General features: G+C 57.6%; 21 protein-coding genes and 1 pseudogene. 6 read left to right on the top strand and 16 right to left on the bottom strand.

Annotated features, from left to right (window positions below; translation table 11 throughout):
- Positions 1–370: 370 nt before the first annotated feature.
- Positions 371–2,080, bottom strand: coding sequence for a single-stranded-DNA-specific exonuclease RecJ (gene recJ, locus BLW11_RS22590; protein ID WP_048359952.1), 1,710 nt, complete (start codon positions 2,078–2,080; stop codon positions 371–373).
- Between the two features lie 41 nt (positions 2,081–2,121).
- Positions 2,122–2,664 carry a YaeQ family protein gene (locus BLW11_RS22595; protein ID WP_048359953.1) on the bottom strand — a complete coding sequence of 181 codons (543 nt, stop codon included), beginning with the start codon at positions 2,662–2,664 and terminating at the stop codon, positions 2,122–2,124.
- Between the two features lie 135 nt (positions 2,665–2,799).
- On the opposite strand from BLW11_RS22595, the gene BLW11_RS22600 reads away from it, so the two are divergent.
- The gene (locus BLW11_RS22600; protein ID WP_048359954.1) at positions 2,800–3,999 is read left to right on the top strand and encodes a CaiB/BaiF CoA transferase family protein; all 1,200 of its coding nucleotides are present in this window, start codon (positions 2,800–2,802) and stop codon (positions 3,997–3,999) included.
- Between the two features lie 42 nt (positions 4,000–4,041).
- The gene (locus BLW11_RS22605) at positions 4,042–4,854 is read left to right on the top strand and encodes a TIGR02285 family protein (RefSeq protein WP_048359955.1); all 813 of its coding nucleotides are present in this window, start codon (positions 4,042–4,044) and stop codon (positions 4,852–4,854) included.
- Between the two features lie 161 nt (positions 4,855–5,015).
- Here the strand turns inward: BLW11_RS22605 and BLW11_RS22610 are convergent, their stop codons facing one another.
- The 6 genes from BLW11_RS22610 to xerD form a co-directional block, all read right to left on the bottom strand.
- Positions 5,016–5,423: a response regulator gene (locus tag BLW11_RS22610; RefSeq protein ID WP_241486124.1), complete on the bottom strand. Its 408-nt coding sequence runs from the start codon at positions 5,421–5,423 to the stop codon at positions 5,016–5,018.
- Between the two features lie 145 nt (positions 5,424–5,568).
- Entirely contained in the window at positions 5,569–7,665 is a 2,097-nt protein-coding gene (locus BLW11_RS22615; RefSeq protein ID WP_053069544.1) for a transporter substrate-binding domain-containing protein, read from the bottom strand.
- Positions 7,666–7,785: 120 nt separating this feature from the next.
- Entirely contained in the window at positions 7,786–9,195 is a 1,410-nt protein-coding gene (thrC, locus tag BLW11_RS22620; RefSeq protein WP_048359956.1) for a threonine synthase, read from the bottom strand.
- A gap of 60 nt (positions 9,196–9,255) precedes the next feature.
- Positions 9,256–10,560 (bottom strand): homoserine dehydrogenase, encoded by a 1,305-nt coding sequence (locus BLW11_RS22625; protein ID WP_016781922.1) that lies wholly within the window; start codon positions 10,558–10,560, stop codon positions 9,256–9,258.
- A gap of 136 nt (positions 10,561–10,696) precedes the next feature.
- On the bottom strand, positions 10,697–11,428 hold the full coding sequence (locus BLW11_RS22630) for a DsbC family protein (RefSeq protein WP_048359957.1): 732 nt from the start codon (positions 11,426–11,428) through the stop codon (positions 10,697–10,699).
- A 123-nt stretch (positions 11,429–11,551) separates the two neighbouring features.
- Entirely contained in the window at positions 11,552–12,448 is an 897-nt protein-coding gene (xerD, locus tag BLW11_RS22635) for a site-specific tyrosine recombinase XerD (protein WP_048359958.1), read from the bottom strand.
- Positions 12,449–12,568: 120 nt separating this feature from the next.
- On the opposite strand from xerD, the gene BLW11_RS22640 reads away from it, so the two are divergent.
- Positions 12,569–14,368 carry a cation:proton antiporter gene (locus BLW11_RS22640; protein ID WP_048359959.1) on the top strand — a complete coding sequence of 600 codons (1,800 nt, stop codon included), beginning with the start codon at positions 12,569–12,571 and terminating at the stop codon, positions 14,366–14,368.
- A 34-nt stretch (positions 14,369–14,402) separates the two neighbouring features.
- Here BLW11_RS22640 and BLW11_RS22645 read toward each other — a convergent pair whose 3' ends face one another.
- From BLW11_RS22645 to ffh, 6 genes are all read right to left on the bottom strand, one after another.
- Positions 14,403–14,816, bottom strand: coding sequence for an acyl-CoA thioesterase (locus BLW11_RS22645; RefSeq protein WP_048359960.1), 414 nt, complete (start codon positions 14,814–14,816; stop codon positions 14,403–14,405).
- Positions 14,817–14,911: 95 nt separating this feature from the next.
- Entirely contained in the window at positions 14,912–15,262 is a 351-nt protein-coding gene (gene rplS / locus BLW11_RS22650; protein WP_003440273.1) for a 50S ribosomal protein L19, read from the bottom strand.
- Positions 15,263–15,307: 45 nt separating this feature from the next.
- Positions 15,308–16,060, bottom strand: a complete 753-nt coding sequence (gene trmD, locus BLW11_RS22655) for a tRNA (guanosine(37)-N1)-methyltransferase TrmD (RefSeq protein WP_048359961.1) — start codon at positions 16,058–16,060, stop codon at positions 15,308–15,310.
- Positions 16,061–16,062: 2 nt separating this feature from the next.
- Complete coding sequence (rimM, locus tag BLW11_RS22660) at positions 16,063–16,602, bottom strand: ribosome maturation factor RimM (protein ID WP_048359962.1); 540 nt, start codon at positions 16,600–16,602, stop codon at positions 16,063–16,065.
- A gap of 5 nt (positions 16,603–16,607) precedes the next feature.
- Positions 16,608–16,859 carry a 30S ribosomal protein S16 gene (rpsP, locus tag BLW11_RS22665; protein WP_019411651.1) on the bottom strand — a complete coding sequence of 84 codons (252 nt, stop codon included), beginning with the start codon at positions 16,857–16,859 and terminating at the stop codon, positions 16,608–16,610.
- Between the two features lie 249 nt (positions 16,860–17,108).
- Positions 17,109–18,485 carry a signal recognition particle protein gene (gene ffh, locus BLW11_RS22670; RefSeq protein ID WP_048359963.1) on the bottom strand — a complete coding sequence of 459 codons (1,377 nt, stop codon included), beginning with the start codon at positions 18,483–18,485 and terminating at the stop codon, positions 17,109–17,111.
- A 208-nt stretch (positions 18,486–18,693) separates the two neighbouring features.
- Here ffh and BLW11_RS22675 point away from each other — a divergent pair, with 208 nt between their 5' ends.
- The 3 genes and pseudogenes from BLW11_RS22675 to BLW11_RS22685 all read left to right on the top strand — a co-directional run bounded on the left by BLW11_RS22675 (position 18,694) and on the right by BLW11_RS22685 (position 21,871).
- Complete coding sequence (locus BLW11_RS22675) at positions 18,694–19,506, top strand: cytochrome C assembly family protein (protein WP_048359964.1); 813 nt, start codon at positions 18,694–18,696, stop codon at positions 19,504–19,506.
- Positions 19,507–19,704: 198 nt separating this feature from the next.
- Positions 19,705–20,397 (top strand): annotated as a pseudogene (locus tag BLW11_RS22680) (transporter associated domain-containing protein); the annotation flags it as partial.
- 157 nt (positions 20,398–20,554) lie between these two features.
- Entirely contained in the window at positions 20,555–21,871 is a 1,317-nt protein-coding gene (locus BLW11_RS22685) for an MFS transporter (RefSeq protein WP_048360190.1), read from the top strand.
- A gap of 114 nt (positions 21,872–21,985) precedes the next feature.
- Here the strand turns inward: BLW11_RS22685 and purT are convergent, their stop codons facing one another.
- Together purT and BLW11_RS22695 are read right to left on the bottom strand one after the other, a co-directional pair.
- On the bottom strand, positions 21,986–23,167 hold the full coding sequence (purT, locus tag BLW11_RS22690; protein ID WP_048359966.1) for a formate-dependent phosphoribosylglycinamide formyltransferase: 1,182 nt from the start codon (positions 23,165–23,167) through the stop codon (positions 21,986–21,988).
- A gap of 88 nt (positions 23,168–23,255) precedes the next feature.
- Positions 23,256–23,717 (bottom strand): 7-cyano-7-deazaguanine/7-aminomethyl-7-deazaguanine transporter, encoded by a 462-nt coding sequence (locus BLW11_RS22695; protein ID WP_019822065.1) that lies wholly within the window; start codon positions 23,715–23,717, stop codon positions 23,256–23,258.
- Between the last annotated feature and the right edge of the window lie 18 nt (positions 23,718–23,735).

Below are 23,735 nucleotides of genomic sequence, written 5' to 3' on the forward strand. Positions count from 1 at the left end.
TCCAGTGGGCAGGCTCTAGGGTCTGTTGCCGTTTGGTTGTGAGCCGCGTCGCTGGGGCAAATTTTGCCAGGCAAAGCGCAAGGCGAAGGGAATGGTTGTTCCCTTCTCAAGCCCTGCAACGCAGCCTGCGAAATTTGACACGCGACCCGAAGGGCCGATAGCCCATGTGGCGCAGGGCGGCGTTGCTCGCAGCTTATTTAGAACAACTAAACCACGCTGCTCGCGCCTTGCCCTGCACCACATGGGTTATCGGCGCGGCCACAACCAAACGGCAACAGACCCTAGGCACTTCTGCTTAGAGCCTAGTCGACAACACTGGACGAGGTGGGGTTCAAATTTTTGAGCGCGCCCCACAACTGTGGGAGCGGGCTTAACGCGGCTCGATATGGGCAATCATCAGTTGCACGGTTTCGTTGCCGCGAAATTCGTTGAGGTCGAGCTTGTAGGCCAATTCGACCCAGCGAATGGTCGGGTTCGGCCACACTTCGCGGTCAATACCGAAGGCGATACCGTCAAGCTTGACGCTGCCGCACTCGGTTTTGAGCACTACTTTCAAATGTCGCTCACCCACAATGCGCTGTTCGACCAGCTGGAACACCCCGTGAAACAAAGGCTCGGGGAAGTGCTGCCCCCAGGGCCCGGCATTACGCAGGGCCCGCGCCAGCTCAAGGTGGAATTCCTCCACCGCCAGGCTGCCGTCTGACAACAAACGCCCGGTCAAGTCTTCTTCACGCAGTTGACGTCGGACTTCAGCGTCAAATGCCTGGGAAAATACTGCGAAGTTGGCCTCGGGCAAGGTCAAGCCTGCGGCCATGGCATGACCACCGTATTTGCTGATCAACTCCGGGTGCTGAGCAGCCACCACGCTGAGCGCGTCACGGATGTGAAAGCCCGACACCGAGCGCCCGGAACCTTTGAGCATGCCGTCACCCGCATCGGCAAACGCAAACGTGGGGCGGAAATAACGCTCCTTGAGACGCGAAGCCAGAATCCCGATCACCCCCTGGTGCCACTCGGGGTCGAACAGGCACAAGCCGAACGGCATGCTATCGATCGCCAGATCCTTGAGCTGGGCCAGCGCCTCACGCTGCATGCCCTGCTCAATGGATTTGCGGTCCTGGTTCATCTCGTCCAGTTGGACCGCCATTTCCCGCGCTGCATTGTCGTCATCGGTGAGCAGGCACTCGATGCCCAGGCTCATGTCGTCCAGGCGACCGGCAGCATTCAGGCGCGGCCCCAGAATAAAACCCAGGTCGGTCGAGGTGATTTTAGAGTGGTCCCGCTTGGCAACTTCCAGAATCGCCTTGAGCCCCGGACGCGCACGCCCGGCTCGAATGCGCTCAAGCCCCTGATGCACCAGAATCCGGTTATTGGCATCCAGCGGCACGACGTCGGCCACACTGCCCAGCGCTACCAGGTCCAGCAGTTCGGCGATATTGGGCGCCTTGCTGTTTTGATACCAACCCAGGCTATTCAACCGCGCACGCAAGGCGATCAGTACATAAAAGATCACCCCCACCCCGGCCAGCGCCTTGCTTGGAAAATCACAGCCGGGCTGGTTGGGGTTGACGATGGCATCCGCCGCCGGCAGTTCGTTGCCCGGCAGGTGGTGGTCGGTCACCAGAACGCTCAAACCGGCCTTTTTCGCCGCGGCCACGCCTTCGATGCTGGAAATCCCGTTGTCGACCGTGATCAGCAACTGCGGGGTGCGGGTCAGCGCAACTTCGACGATTTCCGGGGTCAGGCCGTAGCCGTATTCAAAGCGGTTGGGCACCAGGTAATCAACATGGGCCGCCCCCAGCAAGCGCAAGCCAAGCATGCCTACCGTGCTGGCCGTGGCGCCATCGGCGTCAAAATCGCCGACGATCAGGATGCGCTGGCGCTGTTCAAGCGCCACCACCAACAAATCCACGGCGGCATCGATGCCCTTGAGTTGCTGATACGGGATCAGCCGCGCCAGGCTCTTGTCCAGCTCAGCTTGGGACTGAACCCCCCGTGCCGCGTAAAGGCGCGTCAGCAGGGTCGGCATTTCGCCCAAAAAAGGCAGGGTTTCAGGCAGTGGACGAGGTTCGATGCGCATAAGCGGGTGAGGAGCTCTTGATCGTATTAAAAGGGTGTTGATTAACCGCGTTCGCCTTGCAACCACTGCAGTTGAACTTCGTGCTGGCCACGATCGTCGGTCACGAAGATCGTGCCTTCGCTGATCATCACGTCCCACTTGATAACACGCGGCATGTCTTTGGCCAGGACTTCAAGAATGTCTTGTGGCACGGCTGCAATGTTGACGTTTTTCAGGTTCTTGATCGCAGGGATCACCTTGCCTTCCCACACACGCAAGCTGCCATAGACCAGCAAGCTGGTGCGCTCGGTACGGCGCGAGCACCAGGTCAGGCGGTCGGAGTCAGGCTGCCCGACTTCGATCCAGTGCAGTACACGATCGTCCAGGCTTTTTTCCCACAGGGCTGGCTCGTCTACATCAGACAGACCACGACCAAAAGACAGCTGCTCGTTGTACCAAAAGGCGTAGGCCAGAAGGCGCACGGTCATGCGTTCCTCGGTCTCCGAAGGGTGACGGGCAATCGTCTGTTTGACGCTTTCATAGACCCCGCGATCGAGATCGGTAAGGTTGAGTTCAAACTTGTAGGTCGTGGACGGCTGTGCCATGAACGGGCTTCTTGATACTGAGAAAGGCGGCAAGTCTAACCGATACACCGTCATTGAACGAATCGGCCAGCTTCTTGCCAGCGGCCAGCTATGTTAAAAGGCTGTACTCGCTCGCCCCCAGGACAAGGATTCCACATGCCGCTTGCCACCAAACCCCTTTCAGGCCTCAAAGTCGTCGAATTGGGCACCTTGATCGCAGGACCTTTTGCATCGCGCATTTGCGCCGAGTTTGGCGCGCAGGTGATCAAGGTCGAGTCCCCGGATGGCGGAGACCCCTTGCGCAAATGGCGCAAGCTTTATGAAGGCACGTCGCTGTGGTGGTTCGTCCAGGCGCGCAACAAAAAATCCCTGACCCTGAACCTCAAGCATCCTGATGGCCTGAACATCCTCAAGGCGTTACTGGCAGACGCCGATATCCTGATCGAAAACTTCCGCCCCGGCGTGCTGGAAAAGCTCGGCCTGGGCTGGGATGTACTGCATGCCCTGAACCCCAAACTGGTGATGGTCCGCCTGTCCGGTTTTGGCCAGACCGGCCCGATGAAAGACCAGCCGGGGTTTGGCGCGGTCGGCGAGTCCATGGGCGGGCTGCGTTACATCACCGGCTTTGAAGATCGCCCACCGGTGCGCACCGGCATCTCGATTGGCGACTCGATTGCCGCATTGTGGGGCGTGATTGGCGCCCTGATGGCGTTGCGTCATCGCGAGGTCAACGGCGGGTTGGGCCAGGTGGTGGACGTGGCGCTCTACGAGGCCATTTTTGCCATGATGGAAAGCATGGTGCCGGAGTTCGATGTCTTCGGTTTCATTCGTGAACGCACTGGCAACATCATGCAGGGCATTACGCCCTCTTCGATTCATACCAGCCTGGACGGCAAACACGTACAGATCGGCGCCAATGGTGACGCCATCTTCAAGCGGTTCATGCACATCATCGGCCGTGACGACCTGGCGAATGACCCGGCGCTTGCCGGCAATGATGGTCGTGACGCCCGTCGTGATGAGCTCTACGGCGTGATTGACCGCTGGGTCGGCTCATTGCCGCTTGAGACGGTGCTTGAACAGCTGAGCACGGCGCAAGTACCCGCCAGCCGCATCTTCTCGGCAGAAGACATGTTCACTGACCCGCAATTTCTGGCCCGTGAAATGTTCCTGCAAGCCAAACTGCCTGACGGCAAAGATTTCAAAATGCCCGGTATCGTCCCGAAACTGTCCGATACTCCAGGTTCAGCGGATTGGGTTGGCCCCGAGTTGGGCGCCCACAATCATGAGGTGTTAAGCGGTTTAGGGTACGACGCCGCAGCTATTGCCAACCTCAAGCAAGCCGGTGCCATTTAAGCGGACGCCCATTTTTAGAGGCAACCGAAGGAGTTCAGCACCATGACTCATCGTTCGAAGTCGCGAAGCCTTTGGCCTGGCCTGATCACTCTGCTGTTGCTGGGCTGGGTAACCGGCAGCCAGGCAGCGCCAAAGCTGATCTGGCTGCTACGTGACCTGCCGCCACTCACTGTGTTCTATGGTGCGAACAAAGGTCAGGGCGTGATCGACCAGATGATGCCCGTCCTGATGGCAAGCATGCCGCAATACCAGCATGTCGTGATTAAGGTGAACCGGGCGCGGGCACTGCAGATGCTTGAGGAACAATCACTGGCCTGCGATCCGGCCCTGATCTGGAACCCCGCGCGTGCCAACTCGATTGTCTATTCCATCCCCGTTGCGGTTTTGCACAGTAATGGCATGGTCGTTCTGCGTGAACAACAACCACTGATCGAACCCTTTATTCATGAGCAAAAGGTCGATCTGCAGGGGCTGCTAAAGGCTCAAGCCTTAAAGCTTGGGCTAATTGGCAAACGCAGCTACGGCGAGTGGACAGACAATCAACTGTCACAAAGCCCCGAGAGCCAGCTCGTCATTCATTACGGCAACGACCCGCTGGGTAGCCTGTTGCAAATGCAACATGTGGGCCGCATACAGGCGTTATTGGGGTATTGGCCAGAGATTCAGGCCAAGGCCGACGAGCAAGGGCTGTCGTCCGACACCCTGAAGTTCTACCCGATCCAGGGCGCTCCCGACTATCAGTCCATCTTCATCGGTTGCGCCGACACACCTGAAGGTCGTGAAGTCATTCGCAACGTCAATGCGGTGCTCACCCGGATAGGTCCGGCGCGCGAAGCCACTTTCGGGTCTCAGTGAAAAAAGCATAAAAAAACCCCGAGCAGTGGGGAGACAGCTCGGGGTTTAACAAGGTCATGAAGACCCGCTCAACAGGCGACAGGCATCGGAGCAATAAGCCTGCTCCTGTTGATAAAAGATAAGACACGCCAAGCCTGAAATAAGTTCCCTGCCATATGCAATCAATTCGCACTATCACCCAGAGCCCTGCTGCGGGGCCTGCGGTATGAGTCAAGCAATTGCCCCAAACCGCCAATGGTCACGGGTTTTGGCAGGCAACCCAACACCATGAGCCCCTGTTTTCTGGCCATGCTGGCCGCCATTTCGACGATATGAGGCGCCGCTGCACTCAGAATGATCAACGCCGTAGCGTTACGTTTCAGGGCCAGTTCGCTGATCAATTCCAGGCCCGACTCGCCGTCCATGTAAAGATCACAAATAGCGACATCAATGGCCCCGCGCCTGGCCAGAGCGTTGCGGGCAGCATCCACGCTTTCAGCCGTCAGCACGTCGAAAATACGAAAAGCGTTCAACATTTGATGCAACGCCATCAACTGGAATGGGTTGTCTTCAAGAATCAGTATTTTCATAGATAGCATCAATGGGCCTTCAGAGCACAAAACAGCTTTTGCCAAGTGAGCGCACTTTAGAAGGCTCAGCCGCCAAGAAACATAGGACTAATCCCAAAGTTGCATATGAACTTTCTAGCGTTGGATTTACCAGTGAGCAAATGGGCTACAAGCCCCATTTCTTTACTTCATAGATATCAAACCACCCTCCTACCAGCCCCTCCAATTTCCCGGATAAGGAATAAAACGGGACAGTCCACTGGTAGATATCCTGAGCCCCTGACTTAAACTTCACTCTGCGCTTTTGGTAGTAAGGTTTTCGGCTCTGAATAATTTGCATGAGTTCACGATGAAACTGCTCGGCCTGCTTTTCGGAAAACAAGTTGGTCTCCGTCACCTTTAGCCCGCAAATCCGCTCCAGCCGGACCGATAAACGCTCCTCATAGCTTTGGTTACACGCGATCAACTCGCCCGCAAGGCCAACCACGAAAATCGGGCTCGGGATGCCATCCAGGAAGCGGCGATTGAGTGCCAACTGCTCCTGCAGGGCCCGTTCAAACTGGCACCGGCTATACAGTTGCCTTCGCAGAAGCCGGTTGTATAAGAGCAGCATGAGCCCAACGGCAACCACAACCGCTATCGCACCGTACAACCAGGCGGAATGATACAAGTCGCTCTCGATAACCAAGGGCTTGCCGACGCCCCCCAGCCATTTGGTTCTCAGCGCGCGGATCTCGACCATGGGTATGGCCTCCAGCGTCTTGTTCATGATGCTGAACAGCTCAGGGTATTGGACTGGCACCGAAAAACTGGCGGCAGACCACTGCCCGTCAACACTGCGCCCTACCTTGAGACGACCCGGCGGGTACAGGTGCGCCTGGGTTTCACTCTGGATCGTCGCGTCCGCTTCCCCCTGGGCGACCGCATGCCGCGCCTGGGCGTAGGTATCGACCAGACGCAGGGTGATTGCGGGGTATTCACGTCGAATCAGGTCCTCAAGAGCGTGCCTGGCCGGGAGCACCAGAACCTTGCCGGCAAGCTGGCCCAATGCCCCCAGACGGGAATCATTGGCCCGCACTACAAAAACCCAAGGGGCTCCACCATAAGAATGGGTGAAGTTCAAAAAGGCCTTGCGCTCACGACTTCGGGAGAGGCTTGAATTCATCTGCGCCTCGCCGTTTTTTAGCATGTCCAGGGTTTGCGCCGTTGAAAACGTCTCTTTGTACACAAACTGCAACCCGGTCATTCGAGATATACGCGCCAGAATATCTACGCTCAGCCCTGACCAGCGACCATCCCCGCTCCTGAAGGCGTACAACGGGAACTGCTGGGTCGCCAGTGTCACGACAGGGTGGCGCTTGATCCACTCCCGCTCGCCGGGCAGCAGATTGATGTGTTGCTGCGCGATGCTGCCTTCAAGCCCGGTCGTCCAGCGCGAAAGGATCATGCGCGAGGTGGCGTCATCAATACTTCCCAAAGCCCTGTTGATCAAGGCCATGAGCCTGGAGTCAGAAAGACGGGTGGCAAATGCAAGCCCCCCTGCAGGCAAGGCGCTGTCCCCCATGATGCGCAGCCCGGCGTAGGGCCGAAAACTCTTGAATGACTGCACGATGAGTTCGTTGGCAATGAACACATCAATATCCCCTTCAGCCAGCGCTTCCACAGCACTGCTCAGACTGGGCGTGATGACGATTTCACTGTCAGGGTAAAACGCATGAGCGGCATGGATATCCGCATACCCGTCAACAAAGCCGATTTTCTTGCCGGCCCAGCTTTTAACAGGCTCGAAGTGGCCTGCGCGACCGACAAGAACTGGCTGATCAGCCATGTATTGAGTCGAAAAAACAACACCCTCGATTCCCCTCTCAAAACCACCGGCGCTGGTCAAGACATCGATGTTCCCGGCCAGCAACTCAGCCACGGCCTGATCCCGCGTTCTGTAGCCCAGCACTTCAACAGGCACGCCCAGCCTGTCGCGAACAAAGCTCAGGTAGTCAGCACTCAGACCTTGATAGTGATTGCGGTAACTGGTGATCTCGACAGGTTCGTAGTCGCCGATGGCGATACCGACACGCAGTTTTCCATGATCGGCCAGCCACTGCCGCTCTGTGATATCCAGCCGCAACGGCCTGGGTTCGACAAAGCTTTCAGCAAGCCCGAAGGGCAATCCCCGGGCACAAACAGCCGACGATATAAAGACCATAAAAACCATGGCGAGCCCTTTGCGCGCGCATGATTCAAATGCCTGGTGAATAGTTAACATGACAGCATCCTTGACCGGGTACCCGCCCGAATACAGGGGGTGAAAACTGATCAAGTCTGCCATGCAGAAACAAAAAAGCCCGTCAGATGACGGGCTTTTCAAAGCGTAAGACAAATACCTTTAGAGGGCCTTGCCACGATTGCCATGCAGGCTGACAAAGGCCTGTACAGCTTTCAGGTCATTGGCCAAAACGGTATAGCGCTCTTCTCGCTCAAACAAATCAGAAAGATGAGACGGCAGCTCCAGAGCTTTTCCTATACCGGCTTTTTCAACCGCATCAGGAAACTTCACCGGGTGTGCCGTGCCCAGGATCACCATCGGAATATCCAGGCTGCGACGGCATTCGCGGGCCGCCCGTACACCGATAGCCGTGTGCGGGTCCAGCACTTCACCGCTTTCAGCAAATACCTGGGCGATGGTTTCACAGGTCTGCTCATCGTCAACCGCCAGCGAATCGAACAGGCGACGTGCTTCGGTCCAGCGGTCTTCATCCACGCTGAAGTTGCCGGTTTGCTTGAAGGTATCCATCAGACCGGCAACTGCCGCGCCATTGCGACCGTGAAGGTCGAACAACAGACGTTCGAAGTTCGAGGACACCATGATGTCCATCGACGGCGACAGGGTCGCGTGCAGGGTGTCCTTGGCATACTGGTTGCCGCTCATGAAGCGGTGCAGGATGTCGTTGCGGTTGGTGGCGACGATCAACTGGTTGATCGGCAAGCCCATGTTGCGCGCCAGATAGCCCGCGAAAATATCGCCAAAGTTGCCGGTAGGCACCGAGAACGACACGGAACGGTGCGGCCCGCCCAGTTGAAGGGATGCGTGGAAGTAGTAAACGATCTGGGCCATGATCCGCGCCCAGTTGATCGAGTTCACGGCCACCAGGCGTGTGCCCTTGAGGAAGCCCTGGTCAGCGAAGCTGGCCTTGACCATCTCCTGGCAGTCATCAAAGTTGCCTTCGATGGCGATGTTATGGATGTTGTCACCGAACAGTGTGGTCATCTGACGACGCTGAACTTCCGACACCCGGTTGTTGGGGTGCAGGATGAAAATATCGACGTTGTCGCAGTGCTTGCAGCCTTCAATTGCGGCCGAGCCAGTATCGCCGGAGGTAGCGCCGACAATAACCACGCGCTCGCCACGTTTTTCCAGCACGTAATCAAGCAGGCGGCCGAGCAGTTGCAGGGCGAAATCCTTGAACGCCAGGGTAGGACCGTGGAACAGTTCAAGCACCCATTCGTTGCCATTGAGCTGACGCAGTGGCGCTACAGCCGCGTGGGAAAACACGCCGTAGGTTTCTTCGAGAATCTTTTTGAAGTCCGCGTCCGGGATGCTGCCGGTCACAAACGGGCGCATCACCCGAAACGCCAACTCGTGGTAGGGCAAACCTGCCCATGAGGCGATTTCTTCCTGGGTAAAACGCGGCAGGTTTTCCGGCACATACAAACCGCCATCACTGGCCAGTCCGGCCAGCAACACATCTTCAAAATTCAGGGCCGGTGCCTGGCCACGGGTGCTGATATAGCGCATGTTTTCAAACCTTCGGCTTGAGCACCAAGCGGCTTACAGGTTGCCGCTTGGCGCTATCAATTAATTTAGATGTTCAACGCGGATACGGACCACCGGGCCCACTACGCCCTGCAAGGCTTCAAGTGCAGCGATGGCATCGTTGATGTGCTGCTCGATAACCCGATGGGTCAACAGGATCATTGGCACCAGACCGTCGTGCTCTTCGACTTCTTTCTGCATGATCGATTCGATGTTGATGCCACGCTCGGACAAGATACTGGCCACTTGAGCCAGTACCCCCGGGTGATCTTTGGCCTGGATGCGCAAGTAGTAGGCGCTTTCGCATGCTTCGATCGGCAGAATCGGGTGGTCGGACAACAAGTCCGGCTGGAAGGCCAGGTGCGGTACGCGGTTTTCCGGGTCGCTGGTCATGGCACGAACCACGTCCACCAGGTCGGCAACCACTGACGAAGCCGTAGGCTCCATGCCAGCGCCTGCGCCGTAGAACAGGGTCGAACCTGCAGCATCACCGTTGACCATCACAGCGTTCATCACGCCATTGACGTTGGCAATCAAACGATCTGCAGGAATCAGCGTCGGGTGAACCCGCAACTCGATACCGTTGGCCGTGCTGCGCGCTACGCCCAGGTGTTTGATGCGATAGCCCAATGCTTCTGCGTAATTCACATCAGCAGTTGTCAGCTTGGTAATGCCTTCGGTGTAGGCCTTGTCGAATTGCAGCGGGATGCCGAAAGCAATCGACGCCAGAATTGTCAGTTTGTGTGCCGCATCAATCCCTTCAACGTCGAACGTAGGGTCTGCTTCGGCATAACCCAGCGCTTGCGCTTCAGCCAGTACGTCTTCGAACGTACGGCCTTTTTCGCGCATTTCGGTGAGGATGAAGTTACCGGTACCGTTGATGATGCCCGCAACCCAATTGATGCGGTTGGCCGACAGGCCTTCACGAATGGCCTTGATCACCGGGATACCGCCTGCTACGGCAGCTTCGAACGCGACAATCACGCCCTTTTCCTGGGCCTTGGCGAAGATTTCGTTACCGTGAACGGCAATCAGTGCCTTGTTGGCTGTGACCACGTGCTTGCCGTTCTCGATGGCCTTGAGCACCAGTTCACGGGCGATGGTGTAACCACCAATCAGCTCGATAACGATGTCGATTTCAGGGTTGGTCGCAACAGCGAATACATCGTTGGTAATGGGGGTACCGGTAATGTCGCACTGAGGGTTTGGCGTACGCATTGCAATTTGCGCAACCTGGATACCACGCCCGGCACGGCGGGCAATCTCCTCGGCGTTACGCTTTAGTACGTTGAAGGTGCCGCCACCGACGGTCCCGAGCCCACAGATACCTACTTTGACCGGATTCACGCTGAACTCCCCATAAAACGGCCGACTCAAGGTCGGCCGTGGAAAACAACCGTGGATTGCCACGGTTCTCTATTAATAGCCGGGCAGTTGAACTGCCCTGCCATGATCGTCAAAGGCTTACCATGACGACGCAGGATTATTTAACACTGAGTGCCAGCTTGCCAACCTGTGCAGCGGGCTGATAGCCAGGAATTACCTGACCGTCTGCCAAAACAATGGCAGGCGTGCCATTTACACCGATGGACTGCCCCATCGCGAACTGCTTGGCGACCGGGTTGGCGCATTTTGGCGCCTCGACCGTTTTGCCATCAGTCATTTTGTCCATTGCGTCTTTTTTGTCCTTGGAACACCAGACCGCTTGCAACTGCTGGTCGCCGGCAGACCCAAGACCCTGACGCGGGAACGCAACATAGCGCACTTCAATCCCCATCTTGTTCAGTTCCGGGATTTCGGCGTGCAATTTATGGCAATACGGGCAGGTGGTGTCGGTAAAGACCGTGATATGCGACTTGGTTTCGCCAATGGCCGGGTAAACCACGGTTTCTGCTACCGGAATGCCATTGATCAACTTGGCGACGCCAACCCGCTCGGCCCGCTCGGTCAAGTTGACCGGCTTACCGTCCTTGAGCTGGAACATATAGCCTTGAACGATGAACTGTCCATCAGCGCTGGCATAAAGCACACGACTGCCCTTGAGCTTGACTTCATACAGGCCGGCCATGGGGCTTGCGCTGATGCTCTCGACCGGCACATCCAGTTGCAGCGTTTCGAGGCTCTTGCGAATAGCTTGCTCGGCGCCGGTATCGGCGAACGAAAACGTACTGACCAACGCAATGGCTGCGGCGGCAAAAATCTGGGTCACGCGCATGGGAACTCCTGAAGACGGACAAAGCGGCCAGACCTGAACACCCGTGCGAAAAACCGGATTGGGGCGGCGCGCTTTCTAAACCGGCAAAGCCTAACACAGATGGCTTGCGCGGCCGACTGCGGTCTAACCACGCGGGTGATGACGGGCGTGCAGGTCTTGCAGGCGGGCTCGGGCCACATGGGTGTAGATCTGGGTGGTAGACAAGTCGCTGTGCCCCAGCAACATTTGCACCACACGCAAATCAGCACCGTGGTTAAGCAAGTGAGTGGCGAAGGCATGACGCAAGGTATGAGGGGACAGCGACTTGTCGATCCCCGCCACTTTGGCTTGATGCTTGATGCGGTGCCAGAAGGTCTGCCGGGTCATTTGCTCGCCACGCTGGCTGGGGAACAGCACATCACTGGGGCGGCCACCCAGCAGTTCATGCCGGGCATCGCGCATGTAGCGCTCAACCCAGACGATCGCCTCCTCCCCCATTGGCACTAGGCGCTCCTTGCTGCCTTTGCCCATCACCCGCAAGACACCCTGGCGCAGGTTGACCTGCTCCAGCGTCAGGCTGATCAGTTCGGTCACTCGCAGGCCGCAGGCATACAGCACTTCCAGCATGGCCCGATCGCGCTGACCGATCACCTCGCCCAGATCCGGCGCGGCGAGCAAGGACTCAACGTCGGCTTCAGACAGCGATTTGGGCAGTGGCCTGCCTAACTGCGGCATATCGACCTGCAATGTCGGGTCAATCGCGATCAGTTTTTCACGCAGCAAGTAGCGGTAGAAGCCACGCACTCCGGACAAAAAACGCGCTGTCGAACGCGGCTTGTAGCCCTGTTCAAGGCGCCAGGCCAGGTGGTCGAGGATCAGCTCACGCCCGGCATTGGCCAGCTCGATACCCTTCTCCTGCAACCAGCCATTGAACAGGGCCAAATCACTGCGATAAGCATCACGGGTGTTGTCGGACAGGCCTTTTTCGAGCCACAGGGCATCCAGAAAACGGTCGATCAACGGGTTGTCGATAGCAGGCATTGGCACTCGAAAAGCACAGGCCAGAGGCCGTGCATAAATAAAAAGTGAAGTACAAAAGTGGCCGCTAGTCTTTCATAGCCGGCGGATGCCATAAACCACAAGTTATTACAGGATCACCTTATGACCGAACAACAGATTTTGCTGTCTTTCGGCGGTATCGGCATCGCGGCTCTGGGCTCGCAATGGCTGGCCTGGCGCCTGAAGTTGCCCGCCATCCTGTTTTTACTGTTGAGCGGGATTCTGGTCGGGCCCGTGTTGGGCTGGCTTGACCCTCAAGAACTGTTCGGCCCCTTGCTGATGCCGCTGGTATCTCTGGCCGTGGCGCTGATTCTGTTTGAAGGCAGCCTGACCCTTCATTTGTCCGAGTGGCGCGAAATTGGCACCGTGGTACGGCGCCTGGTGACCATTGGCGCGCTCTCGACCTGGGCCATCATTACCCTGGCCACCCACTGGCTGCTGGGCTTTGACTGGATGCTGGCGCTGCTGTTCGGCACCCTGACGCTGGTCACCGGGCCAACCGTGATTGTGCCCATGCTGCGGGTGGTGCGGCCCAAGGCGTCGATTGCCAACATCCTGCGCTGGGAAGGCATCGTCATTGACCCTATAGGCGCCTTGCTGGCCGTTGTGGTGTACAGCTTCATCATCACCCGCGCCTCAGGCGAAGGCCTGAGCCACAGCCTGCTGACATTTGGCGGAGTGATTGTGTGCGGCAGCCTGTTCGGTATCGTTGGCGGCTGGATCATGGGGCATGTGGTGCGCCGGCAATGGCTGCCGGAGTACCTGCAAAGCCTGGCCACACTGGCGGCGGTACTGGCGGCTTTTATTGCCTCCAACGAGGTGATGCATGAGTCCGGTTTGCTGGCCGTCACGTTGATGGGCATGTGGATGGCCAATATGAAAGGCGTGGATGTGCGCAACATCCTGCACTTCAAAGAAAACCTCAGTATTTTCCTGATCTCGGGCCTGTTTATTTTGCTCGCTGCGCGCCTGGACCTGAACGCCATGATTGGCCTTGGGCCTGTGGTGCTGGTGTTGCTGCTGATTATCCAGTTTGTTGCCCGCCCTCTGAACGTAGTGCTCTCGACCTTTGGCTCAAAACTCAACTGGCGTGAACGCGCATTGCTGGCCTGGATTGCCCCGCGGGGGATTGTGGCAGCCGCCGTTTCAGCGATTTTTGCGATTCGACTGGACGAAGCCGGGCATGAAGGCGCGCTGCTGCTGGTCCCTCTGACATTTGCAGTGATCATTGGCACCGTGGTGCTGCAAAGCGCCACTGCACGCCCCCTGGCCCGCCTGCTCAAGGTGGCCGAGCCCGCCCCCAGCGGCTTCCTGATCGTCGGCGCCAACGGTCCGGCACGGGTCATTGCCAAAGCCCTGCAGCAACTGGGCAGTCGCGTCTTGTTAACCGACTCCAACTGGGAAAACATTCGTGCAGCCCGCATGGAGAACCTGCCTACTTACTTTGGTAATCCGGCCTCACAGCACGCTGAAACTCACCTTGACCTGGTGGGCTTGGGGTACTTGCTCGCGCTATCGCCCTCGGGCGAGCTGAACACGCTGGCAGCGGTACGTTTTCACCATGAGTTCGGGCCGCAGCGCTTGTTTGCCCTGACCAACGGCCAGGAAAGCCGCCGCACGGACAAGCATCGCGCCAGCCATGAGTACCGCGGGCAAGCGCTGGGCAACCCGGCATTGACCTATGGCCAACTGGCCAGCGAGCTGAGCCAGGGGGCCGAGTTGTACAGCACGAACCTGACCGACAACTTTACCTGGGCGGATTACCAGAGCCTGCACGGTAAACGCCTCACCCTGCTGTTCGCCCGAGATGGCAATGGCTGGGTTCACGTGGTGACACCCGACAGCGAGTTGAAACCGGGAACCGGGTGGACGCTGCTGGCGCTGATCAGACGGGAGGCCTAGGTTTTCGGGCCACAAACCAACCCCGTACCCTCTGTTATTGGGCAAACCCCGGCAATACCGGCACCGGGCGTTTGTCATCATCGATGGCAACGAAACTGAACAAGCCCTGGATTGCCAATTCGCGGCCATCGCAACTCATGCTTTCGACATACACCTCAACCTCGACCTTGAGGCTGGTATTGCCAACTTTAACCACACGGCCCACGAGCTCAACGATGCAACCGGCTGCAATCGGATGATTAAAGTCAATACGGTCGGTGGATACCGTCACCAACGGCAGGCGGCAAAAACGGGTCGCGGCGATAAACGACACTTCATCCATCCAGGCCAGTGCAGTGCCGCCAAACAAGGTGTTGTGGTGATTGGTGGTCGAGGGGAATACCGCTTTGGTAATACGGGTAACGGACAATTCAGTACGGCGTTGAATCTCTTGCTCACGCAAAGTCATGCTTTTACTACCTACAACTGGACAAAGGTATGACAAATCTCAGGCAACAAAAAAGCAGCCCGAAGGCTGCTTTTTTCTGCATCGGGAAGCTGGACTTAAGCCAGTTTTTCCTTGATGCGAGCTGCTTTACCGGACAGGTCACGCAGGTAGTACAGCTTGGCTTTACGAACGTCACCGCGACGTTTCACTGCCATGCTGTCGATTTGCGGGCTGTAGGTCTGGAAAGTACGCTCTACGCCAACACCGTTGGAGATTTTACGAACAGTGAAAGCACTGTTCACGCCACGGTTACGCTTGGCAATCACTACACCTTCGAAAGCTTGCAGACGCGAACGATCGCCTTCCTTCACTTTCACCTGAACGACAATGGTGTCGCCCGGGGCAAAAGGAGGGATCTCTTTGGTCATCTGCTCTGCTTCGAGTGCAAGGATGATTTTGTTAGTCATGCTGTGCTCCTAAGGTAGATCAACTGATCTACCATCGATACGTTGTTAACTATCGTCCCGCCCGAGGATATATTCCTCGAGCAGCTTCTTCTCTTCTCCAGAAAGCGAGCGGCTTTCCAGAAGATCGGCGCGTCGTTCAAAGGTCCGCCCAAGGGACTGCTGTAAACGCCAACGCCGGATGTGTGCATGATTGCCACTAAGCAATACGTCGGGAACACGCTGATCCGCATACACCTCCGGTCGGGTGTAGTGCGGGCAATCCAGCAAACCATCCGTGAAGGAATCTTCCTCCGCGGAGTCCGCATGCCCTAAAGCTCCAGGCAGCAGTCGTGTAACCGCATCAATCAGAACCATCGCCGGTAGCTCGCCACCAGAGAGTACATAGTCACCAATCGACCACTCTTCATCGACATAAGCATCTATAAAACGCTCGTCAATGCCTTCATAACGACCTGCAATGAGGATTAATGCTTCCTCATTCGCCAGTTCGCGTACCGCCGACTGATTCAGTTGACGGCCTTGGGGCGACAGGTAAATAACCTTCGCCGCCTCTCCGGCTGCTTCTCTGGCCTGAACCAGTGCATCTTCCAGAGGCTTGATCTTCATCACCATGCCCGGACCACCGCCAAATGGGCGATCGTCCACAGTGTGATGTCGGTCCGTTGTGTAGTCTCGCGGATTCCAACAAGTAAGCTGCAAGAGCCCTTGTTTCACCGCACGACTAGTGATGCCGTAGTCGCTGATGGCGGAAAACATTTCGGGAAACAAACTGATCACTTCTACGCGCAATTTAGCCACGCTTAGAAGTCCGCATCCCAATCCACCTTCATCTCGCCAGCTTGCAGGTCGACGCTCAACACGCATTGCTCTGTATAGGGCAACAAGCGATCGCGGTCATCCAGGCTACCTGGGCAAGGTTTGACTTCCATGACATCGTTCGAGCCAGTTTCCATCAGGTCAACAATCTTGCCGAGCAATTGCCCTTCAAGGTTGGTCACCTTCAGACCCTGCAGCTGGTACCAGTAGTACTCGCCGTCGGTCAGTTCAGGAAACAGGTTACGCGGCACGCAGATTTCGAATTCGCGAAGAAGACCAGCTTCGTCACGGTCATCGAGACCCTTGAGCTTTACAACCAGAAACTTGCCGTTATGTGAACGGCCACTGACCAGCTCTGCCTGTCGTACATCATTACCGCGCCGAAGCGTCAGTTTTTTGTAGTCCAACAGGTTATCAATTGGATCCGTAAAGGAATAAACCTTCACTTCGCCGCGCACGCCGTGAGTCGAGTAGATTTTGCCGATAACGATCAAATCATCAGCAGTTTCAGGCGTCACGCTCATATTGCTCAGGCCGCAGCCTTAGCGTTTTCTTTAACCAGCTGAGCAACACGCTCAGACAGTTGAGCACCAACGCTCAGCCAGTAGGCGAGGCGGTCTTCTTTAACGGAGAAACGGACTTCTTGACCACGGGCAACCGGGTTGAAGAAACCAATTTGTTCCTTGTGGGAACCGTCACGTGGGTTACGGCTGTCGGTAACGGTCAAGTGGTAAAACGGGCGCTTTTTGGAGCCGCCAAGGGCAAGACGGATTGTTAGCATGTGAACATCGTTCCTGTAGTCGGTGCTGCAAATCTAAAGGCACAGCGGGCATAGGTGCCCGAAAGGCCGCATATTCTAAGGAATATCCGGACTTTTGCAAATGTCTTTTTCAGGCGCCTACCGGCATACCCTACAGACTTGCAACAAGGTCGCCACGAATGGCGACAGGTCAGCTCCCGCACAGTGCGGGTTTGCCGGGTGTCTCGCATTGCTGCGAGTTGCCCGAACGCGAGCGCTCGGGCAGGTAAATTACATTTTTGGCATGCCGCCGCCGGGCATCATTGAGCCCATGCCGCGCATCATTTTGGCCATCCCACCTTTGGTGGAGAACTTCTTCATCATCTTTTGCATCTGCTTGTGCTGCTTGATCAAGCGGCCGATGTCCTGCACCTGAGTGCCGGAACCCATGGCAATACGGCGTTTGCGCGAACCGCTGATCAGCTCAGGGTCGCGGCGCTCGGCCGGGGTCATGGAGTTGATGATGGCTTCCATTTGCTTGAATTGCTTTTCTGCTGCGCCCTGGGCATTGCCCATTTGCGCCAGATTGACGCCACCCATGTTCGGCAGCTTGTCCATGAGACCGCCAAGGCCGCCCATGTTCTTCATCTGTTGCAGTTGGTCGCGGAAGTCTTCGAGGTCGAAGCCTTTACCTTTTTTAAGCTTTTTAGCCAGCTTGTCGGCTTTGTCTTTATCGAGGGTCTGTTCGGCCTGCTCGATCAGGCTGAGCACGTCGCCCATGCCCAGGATGCGTGAAGCAATACGATCCGGGTGGAACGGCTCGAGCGCATCGCTCTTCTCACCCATACCGATGAACTTGATCGGCTTGCCGGTGATCGCGCGCACGGACAACGCAGCACCGCCACGGGCATCACCGTCGACCTTGGTCAGGATCACACCGGTCAGCGGCAACGCGTCGCCAAAGGCCTTGGCCGTATTGGCGGCGTCCTGGCCGGTCATGGCATCAACGACGAACAGGGTTTCTGCAGGTTTGACCGCTGCGTGCAACTCCTGAATCTCGGCCATCATCTCGGCGTCGATGTGCAGGCGACCCGCGGTATCGAGAATCACCACATCGATAAACTTCAGCTTGGCTTCAGCAATGGCTGCGCGAGCGATGTCTACCGGCTTCTGGCTCAGATCGGACGGAAAGAACGTAACGCCCACTTCAGCAGCCAGGGTTTCCAGCTGCTTGATCGCGGCCGGACGATAAACGTCAGCCGAAACCACCATCACGGTTTTCTTTTTGCGCTCTTTAAGGAAGCGCGCCAGCTTGCCGGCGGTGGTGGTTTTACCCGCGCCCTGCAAACCGGCCATCAATACAACGGCAGGTGGCGTGACATTGAGGACCAGATCCTCGTTGGCAACACCCATCAGGCTTTCAAGTTCAGCCTGGACGATCTTCACAAACGCCTGGCCAGGCGTCAGGCTGCGGGACACTTCTGTGCCCACAGCGCGCTCTTTGACCGCGTTGACGAAGTCTTTGACTACCGGCAAAGCCACGTCGGCTTCCAGCAACGCCATGCGCACTTCACGCAGGGTGTCTTTGATATTGTCCTCGGTCAGCTTGGCCTTGCCGGTGACATGGCGCAGCGTCTGCGAGAGACGATCGGTTAAATTTTCAAACATGCGCGATCCTTTCAGGCCCAAAGTAGACCGGGGTTATTGCGGCCCAGCCCGTGTAAAACTGATGCTCGGCGAGCCTGCGGCGTGGGCAGGTCGCGGATTATAGCGAAGACTGGCCGTGTCCGACACCTTGCCGTCGGCTTATGTGGTCTTTCGTGTACAGGCGGTTGTATGCCAAACTCAGCCCTTTCGGGCTTGCCTAACAGGATTTATGCTCACCTTGTCACCCAGCTTGCTACCCAGCCTCGCCGCCGCCTGTATATATGCCGCTGCGACCTTCTACCAAGGCACTTGCCTGCGCCAGGGCGCGAAGGCGAACAAACGCCTGCTGGTGACGCTCGGCATTCTTGCCGTACTCACCCATGCCGCCAGCCTGTTTACCCACCTGATGACTCCGGCCGGGCTGGAACTGGATTTTTTCAGTGCCGCAAGCCTGATTGCAGCAGCAGTGATCGCTGTAACCCTCGTTGCCTGCGCACGGATACCGGTCGAAAACCTTCTGCTGCTTCTATACCCGCTGGGCATGCTGACCGTACTGCTGTCCGAGTTCGCACCGCCCGGCACGGTCCAGGTCATAAATGAAGAGCCCGGCATCCTCGCGCATATCCTGCTTTCGATCATGGCCTATGGCATGTTCACCATCGCGGTGTTCCAGGCGCTGCTGCTGTCGTTGCAGAACTACCAGCTCAAGCACAAGCACCCCAAGGGCCTGATCAAGAACTTCCCGCCGCTGCAAACCATGGAGAGCCTGCTGTTTGGCTTCCTGTGGGCCGGCTGGTCGTTGCTCTCGCTGTCGCTGATTTCCGGCTGGCTGTTTTTGGGTAACCTGTTTGCCCAGCACCTTGTGCACAAAACCCTGCTGGCCTGCCTGGCATGGATCGTCTTCAGCGTACTGCTGTGGGGGCGCTACCACCTCGGCTGGCGCGGGCATAAAGCCATCCGCTGGACGTTTGCCGGTTTTTGCCTGTTGATGCTGGCCTACTTTGGCAGCAAGCTGGTTCGTGAATACATTCTGCATATTTGACGGGCGATGATTATGGATAGCTTGCCCCCCGGGCCGATGCTCGCAGTATTGGCCCTGTTGTTTACCGGGCTGGGGTTCTTTATTGGAATCCTTTCACGCAATGCCCGCCACGCAGCCCATCGTGCCGAAGCTCCCCAGCCTCACAACGAAACCGGCCCCGGGGACGATGAGCAGCCCAACAGCCGCACGTCCCTGCTTTCCGGCATCCATGCGTTGGACAACATCACGGTCAACGACATCCTGATCCCGCGCAGCGAGGTCGAAGGCCTCAACCTCGACGATCCGATCGAAGACCTGATCGAACAGCTGCGCCAGACCACACGCACGCGCCTGCCGGTATTTCATGACGACATCAATCAGGTCGAAGCCATCCTCAACACCCGTCACATTCAACACATGCTGCCGGATGCCAGCCTGACCAAAGACGCATTGCTGGACGTCTGCCACGAACCCTACTTCATCCCCGAAAGCACCCCGCTGCAACTGCAACTGCTGAATTTCCACAAGCAGCAACGGCGAATGGGCGTGGTGGTCGATGAGTACGGCGAAGTGCTCGGCATCGTGACACTTGAAGACATCCTCGAAGAAATCGTGGGTGAATTCGAGGACGAGCAGAACATCGACAACCCCCATATCGACCCCCTGCCTGACGGACGCTATGTGATCGATGGCGCAGCCTCCATCCGCGAACTGAACAAAGCCCTGGGCTGGCACCTGCCCTGCGACGGCCCCAAGACCCTCAACGGCCTTGTCACCGAAGCACTGGAAACCATTCCGGAAACCACGGTATGCCTGAAAATAGGCGCCTATCGCCTGGAGATTCTCCAGACCGAAGATAACCGCGTCAGCCGCGTGCTTATCTGGCACAACAGCGTCAAACCCGCGGTTTAATCCTCCTGCAAGACCTTGTTACATTCGGACAGGCCTCCCTATAATCATTGCGCTTACACCCAGCCCTCAGGGCTAAACGACCATAAAAAACGCTCTGCCGTATCCGCCGAAAAAGCCGATAGCGGTTAAGGAGCTCATAACTGTCAGGGATATGCGCATGACCACCAGCACCACTTACAGCGAAGCCGTGCCCGACAAGCCGGTCAACTCCGCAACCCGCGTTGCGACGGCCAGTTTTATTGGTACGGCCATCGAGTTTTACGACTTTTATGTGTATGCCACTGCTGCTGCACTGGTCATCGGCCCCGTATTTTTCCCCCAGACTTCCGGCACAGCACAAATGCTGTCGGCGTTTCTGACCTTCGGCATCGCGTTTCTTGCCCGCCCTCTGGGCTCATTTCTATTTGGCCACTTCGGTGACCGGGTCGGGCGCAAATCCACGCTGGTTGCATCCCTGCTGTTGATGGGCGTGTGCACCACGCTGATCGGCGTATTGCCGGGTTACGCCACGATTGGCGCCTGGGCACCGATCCTGCTTTGCGTGCTGCGCTTCGGCCAAGGCCTGGGATTGGGTGGCGAATGGGGCGGTGCCGCGCTGCTGGCCACCGAGAACGCCCCCAAGGGCAAGCGCGCCTGGTATGGCATGTTCCCGCAACTGGGGCCTTCGATTGGCTTTCTGGCGGCCAACGGCCTGTTCCTGACCCTGGCCTTGACCCTCAGCGATGAACAATTCCGCTCGTGGGGCTGGCGCATCCCGTTCCTGCTCAGCGCTGCGCTGGTGATGGTGGGCCTGTATGTGCGGCTCAAGCTGGAAGAAACCCCGGTGTTTGCCAAAGCCATAGCGCAACACGAACGGGTGAAAATGCCCATCGTTGAGCTCTTCAGCCAATACTGGGCGCCGATGCTGCTGGGCGCCGCTTCAATGGTGGTGTGCTATGCGCTGTTCTATATCTCGACCGTATTCTCGCTGAGTTATGGCGTCTCCACCCTGGGCTACACCCGCGAAACCTTCCTCGGCCTGCTGTGCTTTGCCGTGCTGTTCATGGCAGCGGCCACGCCTCTCTCGGCCTGGGCCAGCGACCGTTATGGGCGCAAGCCGGTACTGATTGTCGGTGGCGTACTGGCGATCTTGTCCGGCTTTCTGATGGAGCCCCTGCTCACCCACGGTTCAACCTGGGGTGTAGCGCTGTTCCTGTGCATCGAACTGTTTTTGATGGGCGTGACCTTTGCCCCGATGGGCGCCCTGCTGCCCGAACTGTTCCCGACCCGAGTGCGCTATACCGGCGCGTCGGCGGCGTACAACCTGGGCGGGATTGTCGGCGCATCGGCCGCCCCCTTCTTCGCCCAGAAACTGGTGAGCATGGGGGGTTTGAGCTGGGTGGGCGGGTATGTGTCAGGCGCAGCAGTACTCAGCCTGATCGCTGTGCTGTGCTTGAAAGAAACGAAAGAGGCTGACCTGAACAAGGTGGCCTGAAGCAGCGCTACTACTTTGTAGCCGCTGCCGCAGGCTGCGATGGGTTGCGTAGCGACCCTGAAAGCGAAGGTCCTTCGGCCCTTATCGCAGCCTTCGGCAGCGGCTACAGGTTTTTTACAGCTCGACCACTACCGCTTTGGATGAACGGGTCGCTTTGGCCCGTGCGGCCTCAATCGACTCATCCCGCGCCAGCGCCACGCCCATGCGGCGCTGGCCATTGACCTCTGGCTTGCCAAACAGACGCAAGGCCGTGTCCGGCTCGCTCAGGGCCACACCCAGGTTGGAGAAAGCGGTCTGGGTCGACTGCCCTTCCACCAAAATCACCGCAGAGGCCGAAGGCCCGAACTGACGGATCAGCGGAATCGGCAAACCGAGAATCGCCCGAGCATGCAGCGCGAACTGCGACAAATCCTGAGAGATCAGCGTTACCAGACCTGTGTCATGCGGACGCGGCGAGACTTCGCTGAACCACACCTGATCGCCTTTGATAAACAGCTCAACACCAAACAAACCGCGACCACCCAGCGCCTCGGTAACGGCTTTGGCGACACGCTCGGACTCGGCCAGCGCAATCGGGCTCATGGCCTGGGGCTGCCAGGATTCCTGGTAATCGCCCTTCTCCTGACGATGACCGACCGGCGCGCAGAACGTGGTGCCGCCAATGTGACGCACGGTGAGCAGGGTGATTTCGTAGTCGAAGTCGATAAAACCTTCAATGATGACCCGCCCCTTGCCCGCACGACCGCCTTCCTGTGCGTAATCCCAGGCCGCCTTTACGTCGTCGGCGCTGCGCAGCAGGCTCTGGCCTTTGCCCGAGGAGCTCATCACCGGTTTGACCACACACGGGAAGCCCAGGTCCAGCACCGCAGCGCTGTAATCCTCGAAGGTATCGGCAAAATGGTACGGCGAGGTCGGCAGGTCCAGCTCTTCTGCCGCCAGACGGCGAATGCCTTCGCGGTTCATGGTCAGCGAAGTGGCACGCGCAGTCGGGATCACGGTGAAGCCTTCAGCCTCCAGCTCCACCAGGGTCGCAGTGGCAATGGCTTCGATTTCCGGGACGATAAAGTGCGGCTTTTCTGCTTCGATCACGGCTCGCAGGGCGGCGCCATCAAGCATGTTGATCACGTGGCTGCGATGGGCAACCTGCATGGCCGGTGCATTGGCGTAGCGGTCGACGGCAATCACTTCGACCCCCAGACGCTGCAGTTCGATGACAACTTCTTTGCCCAGCTCACCGCAGCCACACAGCAATACGCGGGTCGCGGTCGGCGACAGTGGAGTTCCGATACGGGTCATTTCAGGTCCTCAAGGAAACAAAATCATCGAAGGCGCGCGCAAAGCTTGCGCCTGCAGGGGGGGGGAGAAAGGCCGGCATGTTACATGACTAGACAGCGGCCTTGCGTAAACGCCAGGCCATTGCCAGCCATACGCAGGTAACACCGGCGAATTTTGAAGCCATGGCGATCAGAATCACGCCAGGGGTGAACGCATCGATCATGCCGAAAAAGATAAAGGTATCTATGGGGATACTCAGTGCAGAGCTGATCCACAGGCGGTCATGCAAAGGGCGCTTGGTGATGCTGAACACCAGCCAGTCGATGCACTCCGATACGGCAAAAGCAGTGGCACTGGCCAGGGCAATCGAAGGGTCTGAGGTGATATACGACAGCACCAGGGCCGCCAGCATGGCCAACAGGGCACCGTGGCCAAACCGGGTTTGCACCATATCGCGCAACACAAACACCAACCCGCCCCAGGCTGACCAGATAATGTCCAGATGCGGCGCCGTGGAGAACGCGAAGTTGATCAGCACGACGCTGGCGATATAAGCGATAAGAAACAGCATGGGAGCGGGCGACACCTC

Origin of the sequence: Pseudomonas deceptionensis, assembly GCF_900106095.1 — a bacterium.
In the GTDB taxonomy this organism is placed as follows: Bacteria; Pseudomonadota; Gammaproteobacteria; order Pseudomonadales; family Pseudomonadaceae; genus Aquipseudomonas; species Aquipseudomonas deceptionensis.

Coding starts and splice junctions, on each gene's coding strand:
- BLW11_RS22685 (WP_048360190.1), top strand. CDS start 20,555: ATGACCACCAGCACCACTTACAGCGAAGCCGTGCCCGACAAGCCGGTC.
- BLW11_RS22605 (WP_048359955.1), top strand. CDS start 4,042: ATGACTCATCGTTCGAAGTCGCGAAGCCTTTGGCCTGGCCTGATCACT.
- BLW11_RS22615 (WP_053069544.1), bottom strand. CDS start 7,665: ATGTTAACTATTCACCAGGCATTTGAATCATGCGCGCGCAAAGGGCTC.
- recJ (WP_048359952.1), bottom strand. CDS start 2,080: ATGCGCATCGAACCTCGTCCACTGCCTGAAACCCTGCCTTTTTTGGGC.
- purT (WP_048359966.1), bottom strand. CDS start 23,167: ATGACCCGTATCGGAACTCCACTGTCGCCGACCGCGACCCGCGTATTG.
- BLW11_RS22645 (WP_048359960.1), bottom strand. CDS start 14,816: ATGACTTTGCGTGAGCAAGAGATTCAACGCCGTACTGAATTGTCCGTT.
- xerD (WP_048359958.1), bottom strand. CDS start 12,448: ATGCCTGCTATCGACAACCCGTTGATCGACCGTTTTCTGGATGCCCTG.
- BLW11_RS22695 (WP_019822065.1), bottom strand. CDS start 23,717: ATGCTGTTTCTTATCGCTTATATCGCCAGCGTCGTGCTGATCAACTTC.
- BLW11_RS22600 (WP_048359954.1), top strand. CDS start 2,800: ATGCCGCTTGCCACCAAACCCCTTTCAGGCCTCAAAGTCGTCGAATTG.
- rimM (WP_048359962.1), bottom strand. CDS start 16,602: ATGAGCGTGACGCCTGAAACTGCTGATGATTTGATCGTTATCGGCAAA.
- ffh (WP_048359963.1), bottom strand. CDS start 18,485: ATGTTTGAAAATTTAACCGATCGTCTCTCGCAGACGCTGCGCCATGTC.
- BLW11_RS22595 (WP_048359953.1), bottom strand. CDS start 2,664: ATGGCACAGCCGTCCACGACCTACAAGTTTGAACTCAACCTTACCGAT.
- rpsP (WP_019411651.1), bottom strand. CDS start 16,859: ATGCTAACAATCCGTCTTGCCCTTGGCGGCTCCAAAAAGCGCCCGTTT.
- thrC (WP_048359956.1), bottom strand. CDS start 9,195: ATGCGCTATATCAGCACCCGTGGCCAGGCACCGGCCCTGAATTTTGAA.
- BLW11_RS22630 (WP_048359957.1), bottom strand. CDS start 11,428: ATGCGCGTGACCCAGATTTTTGCCGCCGCAGCCATTGCGTTGGTCAGT.
- BLW11_RS22610 (WP_241486124.1), bottom strand. CDS start 5,423: ATGAAAATACTGATTCTTGAAGACAACCCATTCCAGTTGATGGCGTTG.
- BLW11_RS22675 (WP_048359964.1), top strand. CDS start 18,694: ATGCTCACCTTGTCACCCAGCTTGCTACCCAGCCTCGCCGCCGCCTGT.
- rplS (WP_003440273.1), bottom strand. CDS start 15,262: ATGACTAACAAAATCATCCTTGCACTCGAAGCAGAGCAGATGACCAAA.
- BLW11_RS22640 (WP_048359959.1), top strand. CDS start 12,569: ATGACCGAACAACAGATTTTGCTGTCTTTCGGCGGTATCGGCATCGCG.